This is a genomic window from Pseudomonas sp. MWU12-2029 (assembly GCF_023242425.1).
Classification (GTDB): Bacteria; Pseudomonadota; Gammaproteobacteria; order Pseudomonadales; family Pseudomonadaceae; genus Aquipseudomonas; species Aquipseudomonas kribbensis.
This window is the reverse complement of record NZ_JALJDY010000005.1, coordinates 100,542-121,132: the sequence shown is the minus strand read 5'-3', so window position 1 is coordinate 121,132 and position 20,591 is coordinate 100,542. Positions and strand designations below refer to the sequence as shown.

Here is a 20,591-nt window from a genome sequence, read left to right as displayed (position 1 = left end):
GAAACTTCCGGCAAGCCACAACGCCTTGCGCCATTGCCTACGCATCCGCCAGAATCCGCCGGCTTGTGTGCCTTGGGGGCCGGCTCTATCGTTTTCGGGTCGCTGATGAATCAGCGATCGGGTCTCGCAGCCCGCGATCTCTGGACGCACAACACCCTCCATTTTTATGGCGGCTGTACGTGGGAGACCCTCGGGTCTGCCGGTTCTAGAGTCCCGGTCTGCGACCCGCGTATAGCTGCCACCTCTTCGTATCGCAGCGAATCGTGGCGGCTCCATGACTCTGGAGATTCAATCATGATCAAACCAACGCCAAACCCACCCGAAACCGATCCGACCTCGCCCTACGAAACCCTCGACTCCAAGAAATTCCACGAAGCCGCCGAACGCGCCCTCGACCACTACCTCAATCCGTTCCACCCCAGAAAGCCGCTGCTCAAACCCAACACCCGCTACCTCATCGCCCCCGGCATCCCGAGCGAAGAACTGCTGGCCGACGCCTGCGAAACCCTGACCTCGGCCAAAACCATGGCCAGCGATTTCGCCGGGATGATCGATGCGCCGCAGCGGCATGTGCTGCTGGGTATCGGGCAACTGATCATGCTGGCGGAACTGGCGGTGAATCGGGTGCTGGACAACCTGGACGTGGCGGCAGAACCTCGGCCCTGAGTGCTGAAACCGAAACGGCCCCTTTGTGGGGCCGTTTTTACGTCTGAGCGAAAACTGTTCACGGATGACCATTCGTCTTGAAACCCATCTCGCCTGTCAGATCTGACAGGTGACGATCAACTCCTTTAACGGTGTGATGAGGCTCCATTCCGATATGGCTTGCGCCGGTGCCTGGAGAACAAAATGAACATCAACATCAATTCACTGGAAGCTGATGCAGCGCTGGCGCTGGATCCCTTGCATCTCCCCGGCTCGACACAAAATGTGCAGCCGCCGGGATATGCCCATCTCGGAGTGCCTCAGTCCATTTATCCGGCACCTCCTCCGGCGCCCGCAGGCCTGGCCATCGTGATTGATCCGTGGACGATGTTGGCCGGTTCGCCAAAAGGCGCTTTGGGCGGTGTGTTTGCTGCTTACGATAGCGTGAAGGTGTGGTTAAACGGCATCGCGACTTCCACGGGTGCAACCGTTTTGCCGGGTGATGAGACCAAACGGATATTGCTGTATCTGCCACTGGGATTACTGAGGGACGGTATCAACAAGATGTCTTACCGGGTGGAGCGATTGGGCGGGAATTACGAGGACTCTCGGATATTGGACGTGCTGTACAACAACCCGGCCTCCGGTATCGCGGTCAGCCACCCACCCAGCATCGCCCCGGGGCAGCCGGCCACGTTCACCCTCACGCGCAACTATCCACGCGAATATGACGTGATGACGCTGATCATAGGGACGTGGAGTAAAACAATTCCCTACGTCCATCCAGCCAACCCGGTCACCTACACCCTGACGACCACGGATCTTCAGCAGATCGGTGACGGCACCCATCCGGTGAGTGCCACGGTGGTCGATCAGTTGAGCAACAGCAATGCGTCGCCGACGACTTCAATCACCATTACAGCCAACCAGAAAGTGTATAACCCGCCGATCATCGTGGAGGCGGAGGCGAACAACAGGGTGCTGAACGTGGTAGCACTGAACGGCCAAAACGCCACGATTCATGTGCTGACCTGGACGGGCATGGTTGACGGCCAGCCATGCTGGCTCAAATTGCTGGGGTTCAAGGCCGACGGCAGCGCGCATGACCTGCAACTCTGGAACGGCCTGCCGGCGCGGACTAATCCGACCTGGATCAGTCAGGGCAAATATGTGCAGACAGTGCTTAACAGCTATCTGGCGCAACTGGGAGACGGCAGGACACTGACGGTGCAGTTCTGGGTATCGGAGGACAAGAGCAACAACTTTGCGACGGCGACGAAGTTTGCGGATCAGGTTTACAGCGTCGAAGCCTTGGTAGACCAGAAACCAGACATTGGTTCGGTCAAGGGCTCACCAAGCGGCGTGGACATTCCCCCCTATGGCTCCACCTTCGAAACCAGCGTAGTGCTGACCGGTACCGCCGCCATTAACCGGAAGGTCGATGTGCTCGATGAAAAGACCTCAACAGGGGAAGCCACTGCCAGCGACAAGGGGATCTGGACCCACTCGGTCAGTGGTCTGGCGCCGGGCATTCACCGCTTCACCGCCAAAGCCAAATATGGCAGCGGGCAAGAATCGGACGTCAGAGCAATGTACGTCGACCGGGAAGTGACCATTCCAGTCGGAGAACACTCGACCTGGGTCGATATTGTTCCGGACGGCTCCTATGTCTACGTGTCTAATTTCCGGGGGAACTCAGTCTCGGTGATTGATACCCGGAGTCAGTCGGTCATCAAGACCATCCCCGTAGGGCAAGGCCCGACTGGGATCGCTATTCGTCCCGACGGCTCCCAAGCCTACGTGGCTAATGGGGGCGGCTCAGTCTCGGTGATTGATACCCGGAGTCAGTCGGTCATCAAGACCCTCTCACCCGTGGTCGGCGCGCACGACATCGCTTTTCATCCGAACGGTTACCACGCCTACGTATCCGGTTTCACAGAAAAGGGTGCAATCTTTGTGATTGATACCCGGAGTCAGTCGGTCATCAATACCATCACCGTAGGGCGTTTCCCGATCGGGATCGCTTTTGATCTGGACGGCGTTTATGCCTATGTTGCTAATTTCTACGGGACATCTTTCTCCGTGATTGATACCCGGAGTTTCACGCTAATAAAGACCATCCACGTCGGGATTAACCCGCGAAATTTCGCTGTTCATCCGGGTAGCGACCGTGTCTACTTGACTGATAACGGGAGCCAATCAATCTTGGTGATTGATACCCGGAGTCATTCAGTCATCGATACTGCCATCATCACGGCAAGGCCGCTTGGTATCGTTATGCATCCGAACGGCTCTCGTTTCTACGTAACGGATAACGTAAGCCATACTGTCTCGGTGGTTGATTCCCAGAGTCTCAAGGTTATCAAGACCATCCCCGTCGGAAATGCCCCCGCAGGTATCGCTATACACCCGGATGGCACCCGTCTCTACATTGCTAATGTTTTCGGTAACAGCCTCTCAATTATTGCTGCGCATTAATCGCCCGTTACCCTCACGGCCCGCAGCCACCCGTCGCTACAGGAACAAGGACAACAAAGGGGACGGATTTATTTATAAAAAATAAATCCGTTCTCCTCTATACAGTCATTCAAACCACTCCCCCCGCTCGCTGAAAGTGCGCCTGATCAACTCCACCAACACCTGCACCTCCCCGACACTCTGCGACTCCCTGTTCACCGCCAACCACGCCTGCAACCGCATCGCCTCATCAAACAACCCCGGCAACGCCACCAGCCCGCGATCAAACCGGCTCATATACATAGGCAACAACCCGATGCACGCGCTGCACCGGATCATCTCCAGCATCAGTTCATAAGACTGCATCTGAACCACCCCAGCCAGACGTTGCTCGACCAGATTGTTCCATGGCCGGAAGCTGTCGATCTGCCGATCATGCTGCCATTGCACCAGCATGAAATCGGCAAGATCATCGGGACTTTCCGGGCGTGCAGTCACGCGGGAGTAACGTTTGGCGATGTGCGGCTGGTATTCCAGTTGTGCGAGGCGCTGCGGTTCGCTGGTGGCGAAGGTCGGGCCGGGATGCGGGGTTTCGCCGTGGGCGAGCCACAGCACGATGTCGGCACTGACGGCGCGCAGGGCGAGTTCGCTGTCGAGGGCGATGATCTCCAGGCGTACGCTGGCGTTGCGGCGCAGCAGTGCGATGAGGTCGCGGCCGAGGATGTCGTGCAGGATCGATTCGGCGACCGCCAGCCTGATCAGGGGTTGCTCGATCACCGGGAGTTTGCGTTCGTGGGCCAGGGCCACCAGTTGCGCCTGCAATTGCTGACCTTCGCGGGTCAGCGTCAAAGCACTGCCCTGAAAGCTGAACAGCGCGCATTGCAGTTGCTGTTCGAGTTGCGCCAGCTGTTTGCGCAGCAGGGTCGAGCGCACGTTTAGGCTGCGGGCGGCCTGCATGAAGCAACCGCAACGGGCGCTGACCAGAAAATATTGCGCGATTTCGCCCTCGATCTTCGCAACCTGCGCCAGCCAGGGTTCGGCCTTTTCCTGCGGCCAGCGAAAATCGGGGCTGCCCTGTCGTCCTGCGGGTTCGGTGAATGACATCGATGACTCCCTGTCGATCTTTGTTGTTTGCCTTTGCACACATCTCCTGTGGGAGCTGCGGTGAGTCTGAATTACAGTTTTTCCTCCAGCACCTTGTTGAGCTCGGCCCCGTCGATGCTCAGCGTCGCGGTGTTGAGCATGCCGTCCAGATAGGCCTGGGCGATCTGTTCCTGACGCTGGGCACGCAAAGCCTGGGTCAGTTGGTCACGCAATTCGTCGAGGGTCGCGGTACGGGGCGGTTGTTGCTCGGTGAGTTTGATCACGTGGAAACCGGCGCTGCTTTGAACGGGATCGGAAACCGCGCCGACCTTGAGTCGCGCCACGGCGCCACGGACTTCCGGCACCAGTTGCTGTAACGGTTGCAGGCCCGTATCACCACCGCGCTCAGCAGTGAGCCGATCCTGAGAAAACTCTTTGGCCAGTGCTGCAAACTCCGCCGGGGTTGCCTGCGCCTTCTTGCTCAAATCCGCAGCCTGTTTGCGCACCGCATCAAGATTCTGCGGCTCGTTCACCCCGAGGAAAATCTGGCTCACCCGATACAACGCCGGCGTCTGCCAATTGGCCTTGCCCGCGTCATACGCCTGCTGCAACTCGGCAGCGCTCGGGTAATCCGCTGGAACCTGGCTCACCGACTGCAAATAGTCGCGGAATACGATCTGCTCAGTGGCGGCGCGGGTCTGCCGAACCACGTCCGGACGCTGTGCCCAGCCCTGTGCATCGGCCTGTTCCAGCACGGCTTTTTCGGCCAGGCGTGAACGTATCCAGCGCTCCAGCGCCTCTCGATTGCCGCGCAATTGCTCGCGGGTCTGTGGTGGAACAGCCGTCAGTAACGCCTGCAATTCCTCCGGCGTGACCTGCTGATTGCCCAACCGCGCCACCGCCGGCCCGGCACTGGCGCCCACGACCGGTGCCGGTTGCTGGGCGGCGACCGGGTCATTGCCCGGCCGCACCACCAGCGCCACCGCCACCACCAACAGCGCCACCGCAGCGGCGCTGATCACCATGGCAGGTTTCGTCACAGCGCGACTTCCTCTTGCTTAACCTTTGGAGCCTGAGCGGCAGCGGCGTTCTGGGTGAAATCACGCAGGTAAACGATGAATTCCTGCAGCAGGCGATCCCACAGCTCCAGGTTTCCACGCAGGTAATCGCTGCTGACGCCAGCGGCCACCACCACGTCCATTTCCATCACCAGAAACTCGCCCTGCAACGACAACCGGGCAAAGCGACGGGTCGCGTTCCACTGCTCGGCCACACCCGCCGGCAACTCACCCTGTACGCGCAGTGCGCAGCTGAAGGTGAAGTCGACGTAGCTGCCCTGCTCCACCACCGCCGGGTTGCCGAAACGTACGGCATAACCGATGCCCTGACTGGCGCTGAGCAACTGGACGATACCGTTCTGTTCGGTCTGGTTGACGCGATAACCGGCGGCTTGCAGCACTTCGGTCAGGGATTGCGGGGATACGTGGGAGATCAATTGAGTCATTACTTCTTCCTTGTCTATGAGTCTTTTAATCAGTGCGCGATCGCGGCTTGCGGCGCATCGAATTGTGTCTTGTACAGGTCATCGCCGAAGCCTTGAGCCAGTTCATCGAACTTGACCCGGGCGCTGCCGGCGAAGGGCTGGCGGATCTTCATCACCTCGGCCACATCGATGTTTTCGTAGGCGGTAAGGATCTGCTTGGCCACGCCGTACATTTGCTGATTCTTGACCGAACATTGCTGCACTTGTGTGTCACGTTCGGCCAATTGCGCTTGAAGCTTAGACCGTTCTGCCTCTTTGGCACGGGCCATGACCAACAGCTCGTCATAGGCCTTCTTGAACTTGCCGGTCTGTTCGTTGCTGGCCGCCACCTGCGCCTGGGCCTGGCTGTGCAGGCTCTGCTGCTGCCCGGCCAGTTGCTCGGCGAGGCCTTTGGCCTTGGCCAGTTCGGCAGTCAATTGCTTGATTTGCGCCTGGGCTGCCTTGGCTTCGTTCTGCGCCGCCAGTTGCGCGGCGCTGGCCTGAGCCTGTTGGCTTTGCAGGGTTTGCAGCTGCTGGGTGGTGCTGCGCAATTGCGTGCGCAGACGTTCCTCCATGCCTTCGGCGCTCGCCCCGGTGGCGATCAACATCCCGAGTCCAAGCCATAAAAAGCGGATTCTCATAACCCTCTCCCGGCGCCTTAGAAGCGCGTGTTGATCTCGAGCTGCAAGACGTCGATGTCGAACGGCGCGCCATACACCGCTTCGGTGCTCATCCAGCGGCCGGTGGCGTAGACGTTCTTCGCCAGACCGTAGTTGCCCCCGAGGATGTAGCCCTTGGCGTTGGTGCCGCCGAGGTGGAACGACGAGTCGTTGAAGCCGTCCGGCAAGGCATCCGGCTGGATGTACTTGTAGCCGGCGAACAGGTTCCAGTCGCCCTGCTTCTTCAGGTCCAGCGCGTTGCCGAGGGTGAACTGCACCATCCACGCATTGGCGCCGCTTTCGATGTTGCCGCTGCTGTCGAGGTTGTTGACCAGTTGCCCGGCCGCACGCTTGCGCATGTCGCCTTCGTCGTAGCCGAGGTTGTGGATGTAGTTGCCCTGGCTGCGCAGTTTGAAGTCGGCAGGCAGGTCGGCGTCCCAGACCAGGTTCAGGTCCAGCAGGTTGAACTCCGACGCCAGGCCGACGAATTGCGGCTGTGGCGTGGTGCTCGGGTTGAGCGGGTTCGGCGTGATGTCGCGCAGCAGGAACACGCTGTTGCCCTTCTGCATGAACGCCGCGCGGGTGCCGTCGCTGTCGCAGCCCGGCGCGCCGGCCCACGGCTCGCAAGGGCTGGATCGCTGGCCCTGAATGTCTTCGAAGCGGTAGTAGGCCAACGCGCCTTTCAGGCGGTTGTTGCTGTTGATCGCCCACTTGGCGCCGACCTGCGCGCCGTACAGCCATTTGTTGTCGCTTTCTTCCTTGTCGAAACCGTTGCTGGTGGTGGTGTCGCTGGTGTAATCCACCGGGAACGCGCCGACGGTGCCGAACACGCCCCAGTCGCGGCTCAGTTTGTGGTCGAAGATCGCCGCCACACCGTCGAAGTTCAGGTCGTTGGAATACAGCATGTCGGTGGACATGAACGGGTTGCCGAAGCGGCCACCGGTCAGGGTCAGTTCATCCGACGGCTTCCAGCTCAGGTAACCCTGATCGAGCCAGATGTCCTTTTTGGCAAAACCACCACCAAGGCTCTGGGTGGTCGACACCGGGTTGTTGTCCGAGCCGGTGCCGATGCGGATGCCGGCGGTCCATTCCGGCGAAATCTCCGCCTTCATGCCCAGCCGCGCACGCAGGCGGAACAGGTTGGTGCGGTCTTCACGGGTGTTGAGCAACGGCGGCAACGCGGTGCTGCTGTTGGGGTTCACGTCGTACGGGCCGTTGTTGTTGAGGCGGGCGAAGTCGACGATTTCGTTGCTGTTGCTGCCCGAGTAGTAACGCGATTCGTCACGCAGACGGATGTCGCCGTCGAAGCTGATGCGTGACGCCCAGTCCGGGAAGGTGTTGGGCGCGGCCCAGTTTTCCTGCTTGGCGGTGGCCATGACTTCAGCCTTGACCTGATCACGGATCTGGTCGCGCACCGCCGCCGGCACGTATTGCACCCGAACATCGCCCGGTGCGGCGACCGGCCCGGCGGCCACGGCGGTAGACGCCGCAGCCTGTTTGGCCTGGGCCGCTTCGTTCTGGGCCTGAGCGATCAAAGCGTCGGCCTTGTCCTGTTTCAGAATGCCCTGCTCGACCAGCAAGCGGATCAGATTGATCGTGGCGTTCTCCGAGGGCGCAGGCGCTGCCGCGGCCTGACCGACCAGGGTCGCGATGACCATGCCGACCGCCAGGGACAATCGATTCACGTTGGAAATCATCTGCACACAACTCCTTTTCATACAGCTTTATGAATTCGGTTAACCCGGACGCCGCCCTTGCAGGGACATGCGCACAGGCAAGGTGATGGAGGCCGGTGGCCGTTCGCTCAGATGGGGCGCGTTACGCAACGCGGCCAGCACCTGACTGTCGATCTCGGGGTTGCCGCTGGACTTGACCAGTTCGACCCGGGTGATCTCGCCGACGCCGCTCAGCCACACATCGGCCTGCAACGAAAACGCGAGGTTGCGCAGGTCGGGGTTCTCACGCAGCAGCTTCTGGAAGGTGAACGCGAGGAACTGGCTGTAGGTGCCGTTGCCCACACGCCCACCACCGGCGCCGGCCATGCCGCCGCCCTTGCCCGCGCCGATGTTGAACGCGTCGTTGCCGCTCTGGGCGTCGCCGTCCATTTGCATCGGGTTGGCCAGGTCGTCCGCCGGCGATGGCGGCGCTTCTTCCTCGGGTTTCACTTCCTGTGGCTCGGGTGTCGGCTCCGGCTCGACGACCTTTTCTTCCACCGGGGTTTCCGGCTCCGGCGGTTTTTCCGGCGGCGGAGGTGGCGGTGGCGGCAACGGAATGATCGTCGGCACCTTCGGCGCTTCCCGGCGGATGCCGCTCATGTCGTTGGCCCACTGCCACAGGAACCACGCGGCGAGTGCACCGAGGATCAGCCCGGCGCCCCACTTCACGTAGCGCACTGGCGACTTCTTCACCGGCAGCGGTTCGATTGGCATCTGTGCAGTCATGACTCAGCCCTGCGTCGGTTTGCCGGTGACGAGACCGACCTGGGACAGTTCGAGCCGGCGCAACAGATCCAGCACTTCGATGACTTTCTGGTACTGCACCGTGGCGTCGCCGCGCACGATCACCGGGAAGTCCGGGTTCTGCGCCTTCTCGATGCGCAGGCGCTCTTCCAGCTCCGGCAGGGTCACCGGGTAGGCGTCGAGGAACACCTGACCGCCGTCGTTGACCGAAATCGCCTTGGTCTTGGCCTCGGACAGCGACACCGCGGCGCTGGCCTTGGGCAGGTTGATCTGGATCCCGGAGACCTGCGCGGTGGCGGTGAGGATGAACATCACCAGCACCACCATCAGCACGTCCACCAGTGGCGTGATGTTGATGCTGTCTACCGCTGCATCTTCATCATCGTCGTGGGAGGCATTTACGGACGCCATGTCAGTGCTCCTCAGGCCGGTACGGAGTGGTTGGCGTGATGACCGCGCTGATGCGCCGCTTCACTGGACTGGCCTTCGCCGTGCATCTCCGCCAGACGGGTGATGAACTCGTCGACGAACACGCGCATGTCGGCGCTGACTTCCTTGTTGCGGGTGATCAGGCGGTTGTAACCAAACAGCGCCGGGATCGCGACGAACAGGCCCATGGCCGTGGCGAGCAAGGCTGCAGCCATACCCGGCGCGATGGCGTTGATGTTGACGTCACCGGCCATGGCCGTGCCGAGGAACACCACCATGATCCCCAGCACGGTGCCGAGCAGACCGATGTACGGGCCGCCGGCGATGGCGTTGGACAGGGTCGAGAGTTTCGAGCTCAGTTGCTGGTTTTCCCGGGTGCGCACGCCGTCCATGGAGCAGCGGATGGCTTCGATGGTCGCGGCGGAGACGGACGAGGTGTCGGCCCCTTGCTCGCGGCGGGTGCGGATTTCTTTCACCGCCACCTGGTACAGGCGCCACAGTGGCGAGTGCTGCAGACGCTGGGCGAGTTGCGTGTCGTCGGCAAACATCTCCAGGCGAGTGCCGACCTTGGCGAATTGCACGCGGAAGTCTTCGTTGGCGGCGGTAACACGGCTGAGAGTGCGGTTCTTGCGCAGCATGATGATCCACGACTGGAACATCATCAGCACCAGCACCGCGATGATCACCCAGGCGTCCACCGGCACCGCGTTGAGCAAGAAGCCGAGGCTGCCGAAACCGAAGCCGGACTGTTCTTCATCGACGCCATAGGCGACCAGTTTCGACTCGGCGCCCTGGGAAGTGGCGTCGGCCAGCAAAAGCGGTGCCGGACGGGCGACTTTCGACAGGCGCAGTTCGTCGATGGCGCCCACAAATGGCTGGAAAGGACCTTCGTGCAGGTCGGCGCCGATGGCCATGACCGAGTTGAACGCCGGCATCGCTTGAGCCAGCGTCGCACCTTCGCGACCGTTGATGTACAGCGTCACCTTCGAACCTTCAGCGGTCAGGGCAACGTGTTGCCATTGACCCGGATTCAGCGGTTGAGTGGCCACCGCACGCTGGCCGTCGATCTCCACGAACGGCACGCCCTGGTTCACACCGACCAGCAGGCTGTTGGTGCCTTCGCGGCGGGCCAGGATCAGTTGCTCGCCGTTGGCCTGATCCAGTCGCAGCCACGCACTAAAGGTGAAGGCGCTACCGGCGTTGTGCTGCAACGACGGACTGGCCGGCAGCAGCAATGGCTGACCGCTGAACTGCAAGGCCCGCCCTACTACGCCGTCGATCGCGGCGCCGGTCGCGCTCTGCGCGGTGTTGCCGTAGGCGGTGGTGTCTTTCGCCGGGGTGCCGGTGGCGCCGTCGAAGTGATAGAGCGCGGTGTAATTCGGATCGAATGTGAGCTGGCCGTTGCCGGTGGCCGGGGCCTTCTGGTTGCCGTAGTACATCCAGATGTCCTGACGTTGGCCGCCCTCGACATTCGGCACATCGACCCAGATCAGCGCCATGCCCATCAGCGCGTCGAAGCTTTCGATCTGGTGGTTGAGCACGGTCTTGTCGTCGGCGGCGACAAAGCGCAGGTCCGAGCCGTCCTCTTTCACGCCATCAAACGTGAAATTGCCGGTGTGCAGGCGCACCAGCAGCGCGGTGCGACCCAAGGCCTGATTGATCCCGGCGCCTTGCGGCGTGGTGTCGACGGCGATCTGTTTGCGGTAATGCCAGTCGTCCTGCCACCAGGCCTGAGCCGTGGCCGGGAGCACGAAGCCCAGGCAGATCAACAACGAAAGGAATAGGCGCTGCATGGAAAGTGCTCCTTGTTAGAAAGTGGCCTGTAGGTTGAAGTGCAGGCGCGATTCCTGTTTCGAGGTGTTCGGCCCTTCGAGTAGCGGGTAGCCCCAGTCGACGCTGCCGGACAGCCATTTGCTCAGGCTGGCGCGGGTGCCGAGGCCGACACTGGCCAGGGCGTAACTGGCGTCCTGGTCCGGCAGTTCGTCGCGCAGGTAGAGTTGCGCGCCTTCGGCGAAGGCGTAGCAGCGCCAGTCCTGCATCCAGGTGCCGGCGTACCGGGCCAGCGACGGTGTGCGGACTTCCTGACTGAGCAGCACGCCGTCATCACCGGTGCGTTCGGCGGCCAGATAACCGCGTACCGAGGTCGCGCCGCCGGCAGAGAATTGTTCGTTGGAAACCAGTGGCCCCGACGCCAGCTGGAACGCGGCTTTACTCGCGCTCTGCCAGTCGTTGTCGAAGGTCCAGGTGAAACTGGTATCGCCCTTGAGCACGGCGAAACTCGGCTTGGCGCGGTAGCGTTTGTAGTCGAATTCTTCGTCGGAGCTGCCGTAGCCGAAAATGCTGCGGGTGGCCGCAACGAGGCTCAGGCCAAGGCCGAGCTGGCTTTTTTCGGTGTAGCGATAGCCGTTGTAGGCGAAGGTGAACGGCGCGTATTTCAGCGGCACCTTGTCGCTCTCGCCGGACAGGGTCAGGCGTTCGTCGAAGTCCTTGAAGTCGATGCCGGCCGACAGCGAGTTCGACCAACTGCCGCTGGACGGGATGGTGTAGATCGCCGACACACCGTAGGAATGGCCCTTGCCCAGTACGTTGCTGCCGCCGATGGTGGCGACGTTGCTGTCGGACTGGTAACCGGAGAGCTGAACGCTCCAGCGGTCGGTCAGCGGCGCGGTGTACGAGCCGGACCAGACCTTGGCGTTGTCGGTGTCCTGCGGCGCGGTGAAGTAGGTCAGGTTGATGCTGTGGCCGAGCTGCCAGAGGTTGTTGTAACCGAGGCTGGTGACGGCACGGAGTTTTTCGGTGTCGGCGCTGTAGTCGTTGTTCAGACCCACGCTGGCGGTCCACGGGTTCTGGTCTTCGACCTGCAGATCCACATCCATGGTGCCGGGGCGCTGACCTTCGCGCACCAGCGGCATCACCTGCCGGCCCGGGGTCTTGTTGAGTTGCGCCAGTTCGCCCTGGACCTTGGCGAAGTCCGGCACCTCGCCTTCCTTCAGCGCCGGGACGTTGTCGCGGATGTCCAGCGGCGAATAGTGTTTGGCGCCGACCACCCGCACCCGGCCGACCTTGGTTTCGCTGACTTGCAGGTAGACGATGCCGTCGGCCACCGCTTGCTCCGGCAGTTCGACGAACACCGACTGGTAGCCACGCTCCTGATAGACCTTCTGCAAGGCATCCCGCGCACCTTCGATGTCGCTCAGGGCTTTTTGCGGGCCGAGGAACGGGTACACCGCTTCTTCGATGGCCCGGGCATCGAGCACGGTGTTGCCGCGCACGAAGTATTCGTTGACGTCCACCAGACGCTGCGCACCTGCGTTTGCGGCCTCATCGGCGAACGCCGGCTGCACGCCGGCCGTCACCAGCAGCCAGCCCCACAGCGCCAGCCGTGACGTGAAAATCTGCTCCACACTACCCCCTGAAATTCGCGATGACCTGTTGGCGTCTCGGCGCCCTGTGTATTGCGTCGGTTGCTGGCCGCCATCAGTTGCTGACGTGCGGGGCGCAGGCGTGCTTGCCGAGCCAGGTGTGCAGCAGCGCGAAGTTCAAGGAGAACTCGGGCATTTGCAGCAAGGCACCGCAGAACACTTCGCCAATGATTTTCTGAATGAGCAGCACCGCACGGGGCTCGTTGAGCAGCGTGGCGATGTCGCGACTGAGGACGTTGTAGCTCCAGACTTTCTGGTTCAGGCCCAGGCCGACGAACCAGCGGAACAGCAGGTTGTAATTGAGTTGCTCGAACAGCTGCTGCTCGCTCGGCACCGAATACAACAGTTGCAGGAGCAAGATATGCATGACTGTTTGCGCCGGGATCAGCATGCCGGGCTGGGCATTGAGCTCGTGCAGGAGATCGGCGTGGGCGTCGAACAGGTCGTCGATCTGCGGGCGCAGCAGCACCAGCGAATGACCCGGCGGAATGTAGCTGGAGACCTCTTTCAAGGCGCCCTGCCAGTCATCCTGCGACACGATCCAGACCCACGGCGCGCCGTAGCGATACACCGAAACCGGCTTCTTGCGCGCGGCTTCGACGATCTTCGACAGGCGTTGATCGAGTTCCTGCATGCCCACTTTCGAGTAGCGTTCCATAGTCCCCATTGCCTCACTCCCGGCGTCCCGCCTCGGCTTGTGAAAAGCGCCCAAAGGGCCCCTCAAGCGCGTTACATAGGCATGACCGGACTGGCGATGTGCTACCGAACTTTTGTCATAAAAGCTTCATTACAGAATTTGATCGGGAAACGGCGGGCATAAAAAAACCTGTGGGAACGGGCTGGTTCCCACAGGTTTTCGTCGTGATTTAACGTCAGGAATAAACCGGCCAGGTATCGACGACCTTGCCGCCACGTACCGCCAGCAAGTCACCGAATTGCAGGAGAACGGCTTCAGTCTGCGTCGGCCGCAGAAAGACTTGATCCTCCACCGTCAGCCCCACGGCATCCGAACCATTGACCATCTCCTGATTCGAACTGCGCCCGTAAACCCCATTGCTCTGCAGCCCCGGCGGGGATTCGAATTCGGCCATCCAGTTGCCGCCATAGATAAAGAAAGTCTGGCGCTGGTTGGCGTCCCACCACGAAAACAGTTTCGACTTGTCATCCAGTGCCGGAATGTTTACCGCGCCGGTGCTTTTCAATACCGGCGTGGCGATGTACGTGGCTGGCACATGTTCGACCAGTGACGGCAGATCGTAGTGCGTCGGCTTGAGCATCGCCGTGCCCACCGACACTTCACTGCTCAGGCTTTCGTTTTCATGCATGCGATAACTCGGGCTGCCGGCGGTGTTCAGGCACAAGCCGTCATGCCACAGGGCCGGGTATTGCTGCCGGGTGAAATCGACGCAGCGCTGATAAATCACCATCACTTTGGCGAACAATTCCTCGGGCGAACCGAGAATCCCCGGCACGCCCATGCCCACGAACGGGTCGTAGCCCATGAACCCGGCGAATTCCAGGTGCTGCGGGTTGGCGGCGATCAGCGCGAGCATCTGCCCGAGCACGTTCACGTCACTGACCCCGCCCCGGTGCAGGCCGACGTCCAGTTCGATGTTGATCCGCATTCGGGTGCCCAGTCCTTGGGCCAGCGCGAGGTATTGCTGCAGGCGTTCGGGGTTGTCGATCAGCCATTGCAGTTGTTTCGCCGGGTCGAACGGGCCTTTGTGGGTCTGGTAGAACAGCTCGGCAGAACGGACCGGCAACGGCTTGCCGAGCAGGATGTCGGACTGCGGATAGACCTGTGCATCGTGATTGAGAAACGGCTGATGAAACGACATCAACCGTTGCGTCCCGGCCCGTTGGCCGATGTAGCTGAGCAGCCCCGGCGACGGCAGCGATTTCTCCACCAGGCGCAGGTGCTTGCCGCTGCGTTTCACCGACCCCATCACCACGTCGATGTTGTGGTCGAGGCGATCCAGATCGATCAACAACACCGGGCGCATCGGACCTTTGGTCTTGAGCTCGTTGTTCAGCGCCCGGAAATACTCACTGTAAGGCCCGCCGCGATCCCCCGGCCGCAGCCATGCGCCAACGCCCACCAGTAAAGCGCCGACACCCAAAGTCCCGAGCACGAAATTGCGTCGTTTGACCGCCATCAGCTCACCCCCAGAATCGACGACAGATGCCCGTTGAGAAACTTGCCGCTCGGGTCCAGCGCCTGGCGTACCTGAATGAATTCCTGCCAGCGCGGGTACAACGTCTGCAACGTACGCGCGTTGAGCGTGTGCAACTTGCCCCAGTGCGGACGGCCGTTGTACTTCCAGAAGATCGGCTCGACGGCGGCGAAGAAGTTGTGATGGTCCATCTGGTAATGCTGGTGGACCGAGATCGAACAGCTGTCGCGACCTTCGAACATGCTCAAAGGAATGTCGTCGGCCTTGACGTAGCGATACTCGATGGGAAACCAGGTGCGCAGGTCCTTGTCGCGGATCAGCTTGAGAATCTCGCGCAGGCACGCCGGGCCATGTTCGGCGGGCACCGAGTATTCCATTTCGTTGAAGCGCACGGTGCGCACGTTGGCGTAGATGTCGAACGAATCGCCGACCCGATCCTCGAAACTCGCCAGATGCCGCAGGCTGTTGAGCAGCGAACTGCGCAGGTCCGGGAAGTCGCTGCCGTACTTGTCGATCTTTTCGATCAGGGTCACGAACTCGTTGCCGCCCTCCTCTTCGGGCGGGATCGGCGGCGTGGCTGGATCGGTGGTTTCGTTGAGGGCAATCGACAGGGCGTAGTCGGAATGGGTGACGACGAGCATTTCCCAGTGCTGGTTTTCCGACGTGTTCTTGTCGATGTCTTCCAGCAACTCTTCGGTCTTGGCGATCCATTGGCGTTCACGCAGGCGATAGGCCGGGCGGTTTTGCAGACGGATTTTGGTGGCCACGCCCAATGCGCCGAGGGATACCCGAGCGGCGTTGAACACTTCGGGATGACGCTGGCTGTCACAATCCAGCACCTCGCCGCTGGCGGTCACCAGTTGCATGCCGCAGACGTGGGCGGAATAGGACTGGAAGGTTTTGCCGGTGCCGTGAGTCGAAGTGGAAATGGCCCCGGCGAGGGTCTGGTAGTCGATGTCGGCCATGTTTTGCAGGGCCTGGCCGACGTCCTTGAGCGGCGTGCCCATGCGCGACATCGGCGTGCCGGCAGCGAATTCGGCTTGCAGGGTTTTCGGGTCGTGATCGAGCATGCCGTTGAAGTAGCTGAGCGACAGCAATGTGCCGTCGGTGGGCACCAATGCGCTGAAGGAATGTGCCGAGCCGACCGGACGAATCTTGCCCGCTGCCTGCTGGATCACCGCCGTCAGTTCATCCAGATTCTTCGGCGCCACCCGCGCCGCCGGCAGGCAACTCTGGCCGCCCGACCAGTTGCGCCACGGGATCAACCGGGGCGCGCGCATCAATTGGCCCAAGGCCGGATTCGTCGCCAGCGCACTGAATGCGCCGACGATGCTTGCCCGTTGCAACAGCTGACGTCGAGTCAGATCCATCGTCATGCGCGCACCCTTATTGTGGCAGCGGCTGATCGGCCATGAAGCCGATCAGCTGGAGGAATTGTTCTTCCGAGCATTCGACGCACTGGCCCATCGGCGGCATGCCGTTGTAGCCGTTGATGGCGTGGTCGAGCAGCGTGTCCGCGCCCTGCCGGATGCGCGGCTCCCAGGCCTTGCGGTCACCGGTCAGCGGCGCATTGGCGGCGGGGTTGGCGTGGCAGAGCTGGCAGCTGTTGGCGTAGACCTGCGCCAGCGCCGGGTCTTTGGGAACGGCGTTGTTGGTGCTGGCCGGGGGTTTGGGGTCTTCGCCGCAACCGGCCAGTGCAGCGGCCAGCATCAGCAGCAACGTGATTCGGGATGCCCGCATAACGATCCTCGCGTGGGGTGCCACTTATTGTTGTGATCACACCTTAAGGCAGCGACGGCGGCGGGTTGAGGGCATTGCGGGCCAGCGAAGGGGGCATCCGGGGACAGCCAGGACGCAGCTCGACATCGTCTAAACGGCGAATATTTTGCTGAGCCCTCTGCCCTGCGCCTTTGCGTGACATTCGCGTGACATTTGCGGGTTTAAATTTCGGCGCATTCAGGCGTATAACCGTTACAGACTTTTTCAATGACACGCGGGGTAGCGACATGACCACAGCAAACATCCTTGGCAATCTGTTCCCTTCTGTCAGCGACATCCCGGAAAAATACCGCCTCGACGGTCAGGTCGAGCAACGCGAATATCTGGTCGATGGCGAGTTGCGCCGCTGGGACGGCCCGCTCGCCACCGTGCGCAGCCCGGTCTATCTCAAGGGTGACAACGGCGAAGAACAAGTGATCCTCGGCAGCACGCCGCTGCTGGACGCCGACACCGCCCTCACCGCCCTCGACGCCGCCGTGCGCGCCTATGACCGGGGCCAGGGTCTGTGGCCGACCATGCGCGTGGCCGAACGTATCCAGCACGTCGAAGCCTTCCTCGGACGCATGCGCCAGCAGCGCGACGCCGTGGTGAAACTGCTGATGTGGGAAATCGGCAAGAATCTCAAGGACTCGGAAAAAGAGTTCGACCGCACCTGCGACTACATCGTCGACACCATCAATGCGCTGAAAGAACTCGACCGCCGCTCCAGCCGTTTTGAACTGGAACAGGACACCCTCGGCCAGATCCGCCGCGTACCGCTCGGCGTGGCGCTGTGCATGGGCCCTTACAACTATCCGCTGAACGAAACCTTCACCACGCTGATTCCGGCGCTGATCATGGGCAATACCGTGGTGTTCAAACCGGCCAAGCTCGGCGTACTGCTGATCCGCCCCTTGCTTGAAGCCTTCCGCGACAGCTTCCCGACCGGCGTGATCAACGTCATCTATGGCAGCGGCCGCGAGACCGTCAGTGCGCTGATGGCCAGCGGCAAGATCGACATCTTCGCGTTCATCGGCACCAACAAGGCCGCCAGCGACCTGAAGAAACTGCATCCGAAACCACACCGTTTGCGCGCCGCACTGGGGCTGGATGCGAAGAACCCCGGCATCGTCCTGCCAGAGGTGGATCTGGACAATGCCGTCAGCGAAGCCGTCACCGGCTCCCTGTCGTTCAACGGCCAGCGCTGCACTGCGTTGAAAATCCTCTTCGTGCATGAAGACGTGATCGAAAGCTTCATCGAGAAATTCAACACCAAACTGGCCAGCCTCAAACCGGGCATGCCGTGGGACAGCGGCGTGTCGCTGACGCCGCTGCCGGAGTCGGGCAAGGTCGATTACTTGCACGGTCTGGTGGCCGATGCGCAAAGCAAAGGCGCCCAGGTGGTCAACCCCAATGGCGGCGAGTCGCGGGAATCGTTCTTCTATCCGGCGGTGCTGTACCCGGTGACGCCGCAGATGCGCGTGTATCAGGAAGAGCAGTTCGGCCCGGTAGTGCCGATCGTGCCGTACCGTCACCTCGATACCGTGATCGACTACGTGCTGGAGTCGGACTTCGGCCAGCAACTGAGCATCTTTGGCACCAACCCGGTGGCGGTCGGCCGTTTGGTCGACACCTTCGCCAACCAGGTCGGGCGGATCAACCTCAATGCCCAGTGCCAGCGCGGCCCGGACACTTATCCGTTCAACGGTCGCAAGAACTCCGCCGAAGGCACGCTGTCGGTACACGATGCGCTGCGGGTGTTTTCGATCCGTACGCTGGTGGCGACCAAGTTCCAGGAACCCAACAAGGACCTGATCAGCGAAATCATTCGCGGGCGCGATTCGAATTTCATCGCCACCGATTACATCTTCTGAGGAGGAATCACCGCTGAGCACTTTCAGCCCTCACCGCTGGCCGCCACTGTTGCGGCGGATTCTGCGGCCATTGCTGGACCCGTACCGTCGCTACCGGCATGCGCGGTTGATTCATGCGGTGCGGGTAGCGCTGGGGTTGCTGGCGACGATCCTGCTGACCACCGGCATCAACCTGCCCCACGGCGAATGGGCGTCGGTGACCATGCTGGTGGTCATCGGCGGCTTGCAGCATCACGGCAACATCGGCAAGAAAGCCGCCGAACGCGCCACCGGCACCTTGATCGGCGCCGGCGTCGGCCTGTTACTGGTGGCGCAACAGGCCTGGCTCGGTCTGCCGTGGCTGACCTATTTTGCAATGGCGGTGGTGTGCGGATTCTTCTCGTATCACGCCATCGGCAAGGGTGGCTACACCGCCCTGCTCTCGGCCATCACCGTTTTCATCGTCGCCGGGCATGGCGACAACCCGATCACCGACGGGCTGTGGCGCGGGGTCGATATCCTGATCGGTATCGCCCTGGCCCTGGCCTTTTCCTTCGCCCTGCCGCTGTATGCGGTGTATTCGTGGCGCTACAACCTGGCCGACGCGTTGCGCGATTGCGCCACCGTGTACGGGCGGATCATCAGCGGCGAGCCGGTTTCCGCCGATGAACATCTGAAACTGATGGGTCGGTTGAACACGGTGATGGTGCAACTGCGCTCGCTGATGCCGTCGGTGTCCAAGGAAGTGAAGGTCTCGATGACCGAACTGGACGCGATCCAGCGCAACCTGCGCATGTGTATCAGCACCCTGGAAATCCTCGGCAATACCCGGCCGGACACCAGCGACCCTGAAGCGATGGCGCATCTGCAATCAGCCTTGAAGGCCGAACACCGGCAGATCCGTGTGCAACTGATCGGCATGGCCCGGGCCCTGAAAACCGGTGCAACCCAGCGTCTCGGGCGCCCGGTGGAATTGCCGGACGCCAGCCTCGATGCGCCGGTCTACAGCCCACTCGACGGTTACCGTCTGCTGACCCGGCAACTGGCGTCCAACATCGGCGAGATGCGCCAGCGCCTGGCGAAGACGGCGCCACGCTGGAACATCTGAGGGTTACTGCGCCGCCAGACGCCGCGACTTGAAGCCCCAGCCCTGTTGCATCCCGGCGGCGGCCAACAGGATCGCCGCCACGCCAACCCATTGCAGGGTCTGCAGTTGGTGGCCGAAGGCGAACCAGTCGACGAAAATCGCCGCAATCGGGTAGATGAACGACAGTGCGCCGGTCAGCGCCGTCGGCAGTTTCTGGATCGCGCCGTAGAGCAAGACGTACATCAGACCGGTGTGGACGATGCCCAGCGTCACCAGGCTGGCCCAGGCACTCGGCGCCTGTGGCAGCGCGTTCAAGTGGGCGAACGGTGCCAGCAGCAACACACCCGTGCAGACCTGTATCAGCGCGATCAGGTGTGGCGGCGTGCCAGTCAGTCGCTTGATGATCAACGCGGCAATGGCGTACAGAAACGCCGCCCCCAGCGCCAGCGCGATGCCCATCAGGTAATCATTGCCGCCCTCGCCCTGCCCGCCGTGGGCACTGACGATGGCCAGCATTCCCATAAACGAAATCGCCAGCCAGAACAGCTTTTGCAGGGTGATCTTCTCGCCCAGAAACAGCGCCGCCAATCCCACCAGCATGAACGGCTGCACGTTGTACACCGCCGTACCGATGGCAATCGAGGCCCGCGAATACGAGGCGAACAACAGCACCCAGTTGCCGACAATCGCCATGCCGCTGAGTACCGCCAACAGGAACGTGGTGCGGGTCAGAATGCCTGGGCGCAAGAAGCCGAAAGCGGCGCAAATCAGCAGCAAAGTCCCGGCGCCGAATACGCAGCGCCAGAACACCACATCCAGTACAGGCTGCCCGGACACCAGCACAAACCAGCCGATCGTCCCGGATATCAACATGGCAGCGGTCATTTCGAATGAGCCGCGACGGATTGTTTTGTCCATCATCAATCTCCTTAATGTGTGGCAAAAGTATGCCAAGCGAGACCGGAGCTTCTCCAGCGCAAAAAGCAGGCTAAACTCGAATTCCGCCTTTTTTATCAAGGGTGGTTTGCGTCATTTGCCTAATG

Annotated in this window: 18 protein-coding genes; 4 read left to right on the top strand and 14 right to left on the bottom strand. The window is 61.5% G+C overall.

All coding sequences use genetic code 11. From position 1 onward, the window contains the following. Window positions 1-294: 294 nt before the first annotated feature. Together M5B44_RS13945 and M5B44_RS13940 are read left to right on the top strand one after the other, a co-directional pair. Complete coding sequence (locus M5B44_RS13945; protein WP_248739535.1) at window positions 295-666, top strand: DUF6124 family protein; 372 nt, start codon at window positions 295-297, stop codon at window positions 664-666. A 183-nt stretch (window positions 667-849) separates the two neighbouring features. Further along, window positions 850-3,123 carry a YncE family protein gene (locus tag M5B44_RS13940; RefSeq protein WP_248739534.1) on the top strand — a complete coding sequence of 758 codons (2,274 nt, stop codon included), beginning with the start codon at window positions 850-852 and terminating at the stop codon, window positions 3,121-3,123. 105 nt (window positions 3,124-3,228) lie between these two features. Here the strand turns inward: M5B44_RS13940 and M5B44_RS13935 are convergent, their stop codons facing one another. The 13 genes from M5B44_RS13935 to M5B44_RS13875 all read right to left on the bottom strand — a co-directional run bounded on the left by M5B44_RS13935 (window position 3,229) and on the right by M5B44_RS13875 (window position 16,590). After that, window positions 3,229-4,206 (bottom strand): LysR family transcriptional regulator, encoded by a 978-nt coding sequence (locus M5B44_RS13935; protein WP_248739533.1) that lies wholly within the window; start codon window positions 4,204-4,206, stop codon window positions 3,229-3,231. 71 nt (window positions 4,207-4,277) lie between these two features. After that, the gene (locus tag M5B44_RS13930; protein ID WP_263860200.1) at window positions 4,278-5,210 is read right to left on the bottom strand and encodes a peptidylprolyl isomerase; all 933 of its coding nucleotides are present in this window, start codon (window positions 5,208-5,210) and stop codon (window positions 4,278-4,280) included. An 11-nt stretch (window positions 5,211-5,221) separates the two neighbouring features. Continuing rightward, window positions 5,222-5,689, bottom strand: a complete 468-nt coding sequence (locus M5B44_RS13925) for a YbjN domain-containing protein (protein WP_248739531.1) — start codon at window positions 5,687-5,689, stop codon at window positions 5,222-5,224. Window positions 5,690-5,718: 29 nt separating this feature from the next. Next, window positions 5,719-6,348, bottom strand: coding sequence for a DNA repair protein (locus M5B44_RS13920; RefSeq protein WP_248739530.1), 630 nt, complete (start codon window positions 6,346-6,348; stop codon window positions 5,719-5,721). 17 nt (window positions 6,349-6,365) lie between these two features. Next, window positions 6,366-8,063: a putative porin gene (locus M5B44_RS13915; RefSeq protein ID WP_248739529.1), complete on the bottom strand. Its 1,698-nt coding sequence runs from the start codon at window positions 8,061-8,063 to the stop codon at window positions 6,366-6,368. A gap of 39 nt (window positions 8,064-8,102) precedes the next feature. Further along, complete coding sequence (locus tag M5B44_RS13910; protein WP_248739528.1) at window positions 8,103-8,807, bottom strand: energy transducer TonB; 705 nt, start codon at window positions 8,805-8,807, stop codon at window positions 8,103-8,105. 3 nt (window positions 8,808-8,810) lie between these two features. Further along, complete coding sequence (locus M5B44_RS13905; RefSeq protein ID WP_007955109.1) at window positions 8,811-9,236, bottom strand: ExbD/TolR family protein; 426 nt, start codon at window positions 9,234-9,236, stop codon at window positions 8,811-8,813. 11 nt (window positions 9,237-9,247) lie between these two features. Beyond that, window positions 9,248-11,047 (bottom strand): DUF2341 domain-containing protein, encoded by a 1,800-nt coding sequence (locus M5B44_RS13900; RefSeq protein WP_248739527.1) that lies wholly within the window; start codon window positions 11,045-11,047, stop codon window positions 9,248-9,250. Between the two features lie 15 nt (window positions 11,048-11,062). Then, a complete protein-coding gene (locus M5B44_RS13895) occupies window positions 11,063-12,658 on the bottom strand; it encodes a ShlB/FhaC/HecB family hemolysin secretion/activation protein (RefSeq protein ID WP_248739526.1) in 1,596 nt (531 codons plus the stop codon). A 73-nt stretch (window positions 12,659-12,731) separates the two neighbouring features. After that, a complete protein-coding gene (locus tag M5B44_RS13890) occupies window positions 12,732-13,343 on the bottom strand; it encodes a transposase (protein WP_114882629.1) in 612 nt (203 codons plus the stop codon). 205 nt (window positions 13,344-13,548) lie between these two features. Further along, a complete protein-coding gene (locus M5B44_RS13885; RefSeq protein WP_248739833.1) occupies window positions 13,549-14,757 on the bottom strand; it encodes a DSD1 family PLP-dependent enzyme in 1,209 nt (402 codons plus the stop codon). 74 nt (window positions 14,758-14,831) lie between these two features. Continuing rightward, window positions 14,832-16,160, bottom strand: a complete 1,329-nt coding sequence (locus M5B44_RS13880; RefSeq protein WP_248739832.1) for a D-arabinono-1,4-lactone oxidase — start codon at window positions 16,158-16,160, stop codon at window positions 14,832-14,834. Window positions 16,161-16,236: 76 nt separating this feature from the next. After that, on the bottom strand, window positions 16,237-16,590 hold the full coding sequence (locus tag M5B44_RS13875; protein WP_248739525.1) for a c-type cytochrome: 354 nt from the start codon (window positions 16,588-16,590) through the stop codon (window positions 16,237-16,239). A 266-nt stretch (window positions 16,591-16,856) separates the two neighbouring features. Here M5B44_RS13875 and M5B44_RS13870 point away from each other — a divergent pair, with 266 nt between their 5' ends. Both M5B44_RS13870 and M5B44_RS13865 read left to right on the top strand, forming a co-directional pair. Continuing rightward, the gene (locus tag M5B44_RS13870) at window positions 16,857-18,482 is read left to right on the top strand and encodes an NADP-dependent glyceraldehyde-3-phosphate dehydrogenase (RefSeq protein ID WP_248739524.1); all 1,626 of its coding nucleotides are present in this window, start codon (window positions 16,857-16,859) and stop codon (window positions 18,480-18,482) included. 46 nt (window positions 18,483-18,528) lie between these two features. After that, a complete protein-coding gene (locus M5B44_RS13865) occupies window positions 18,529-19,569 on the top strand; it encodes an FUSC family protein (protein ID WP_248739831.1) in 1,041 nt (346 codons plus the stop codon). A gap of 3 nt (window positions 19,570-19,572) precedes the next feature. On the opposite strand, the gene M5B44_RS13860 is transcribed toward M5B44_RS13865, so the two are convergent. Continuing rightward, the gene (locus M5B44_RS13860; protein WP_248739523.1) at window positions 19,573-20,466 is read right to left on the bottom strand and encodes a DMT family transporter; all 894 of its coding nucleotides are present in this window, start codon (window positions 20,464-20,466) and stop codon (window positions 19,573-19,575) included. Between the last annotated feature and the right edge of the window lie 125 nt (window positions 20,467-20,591).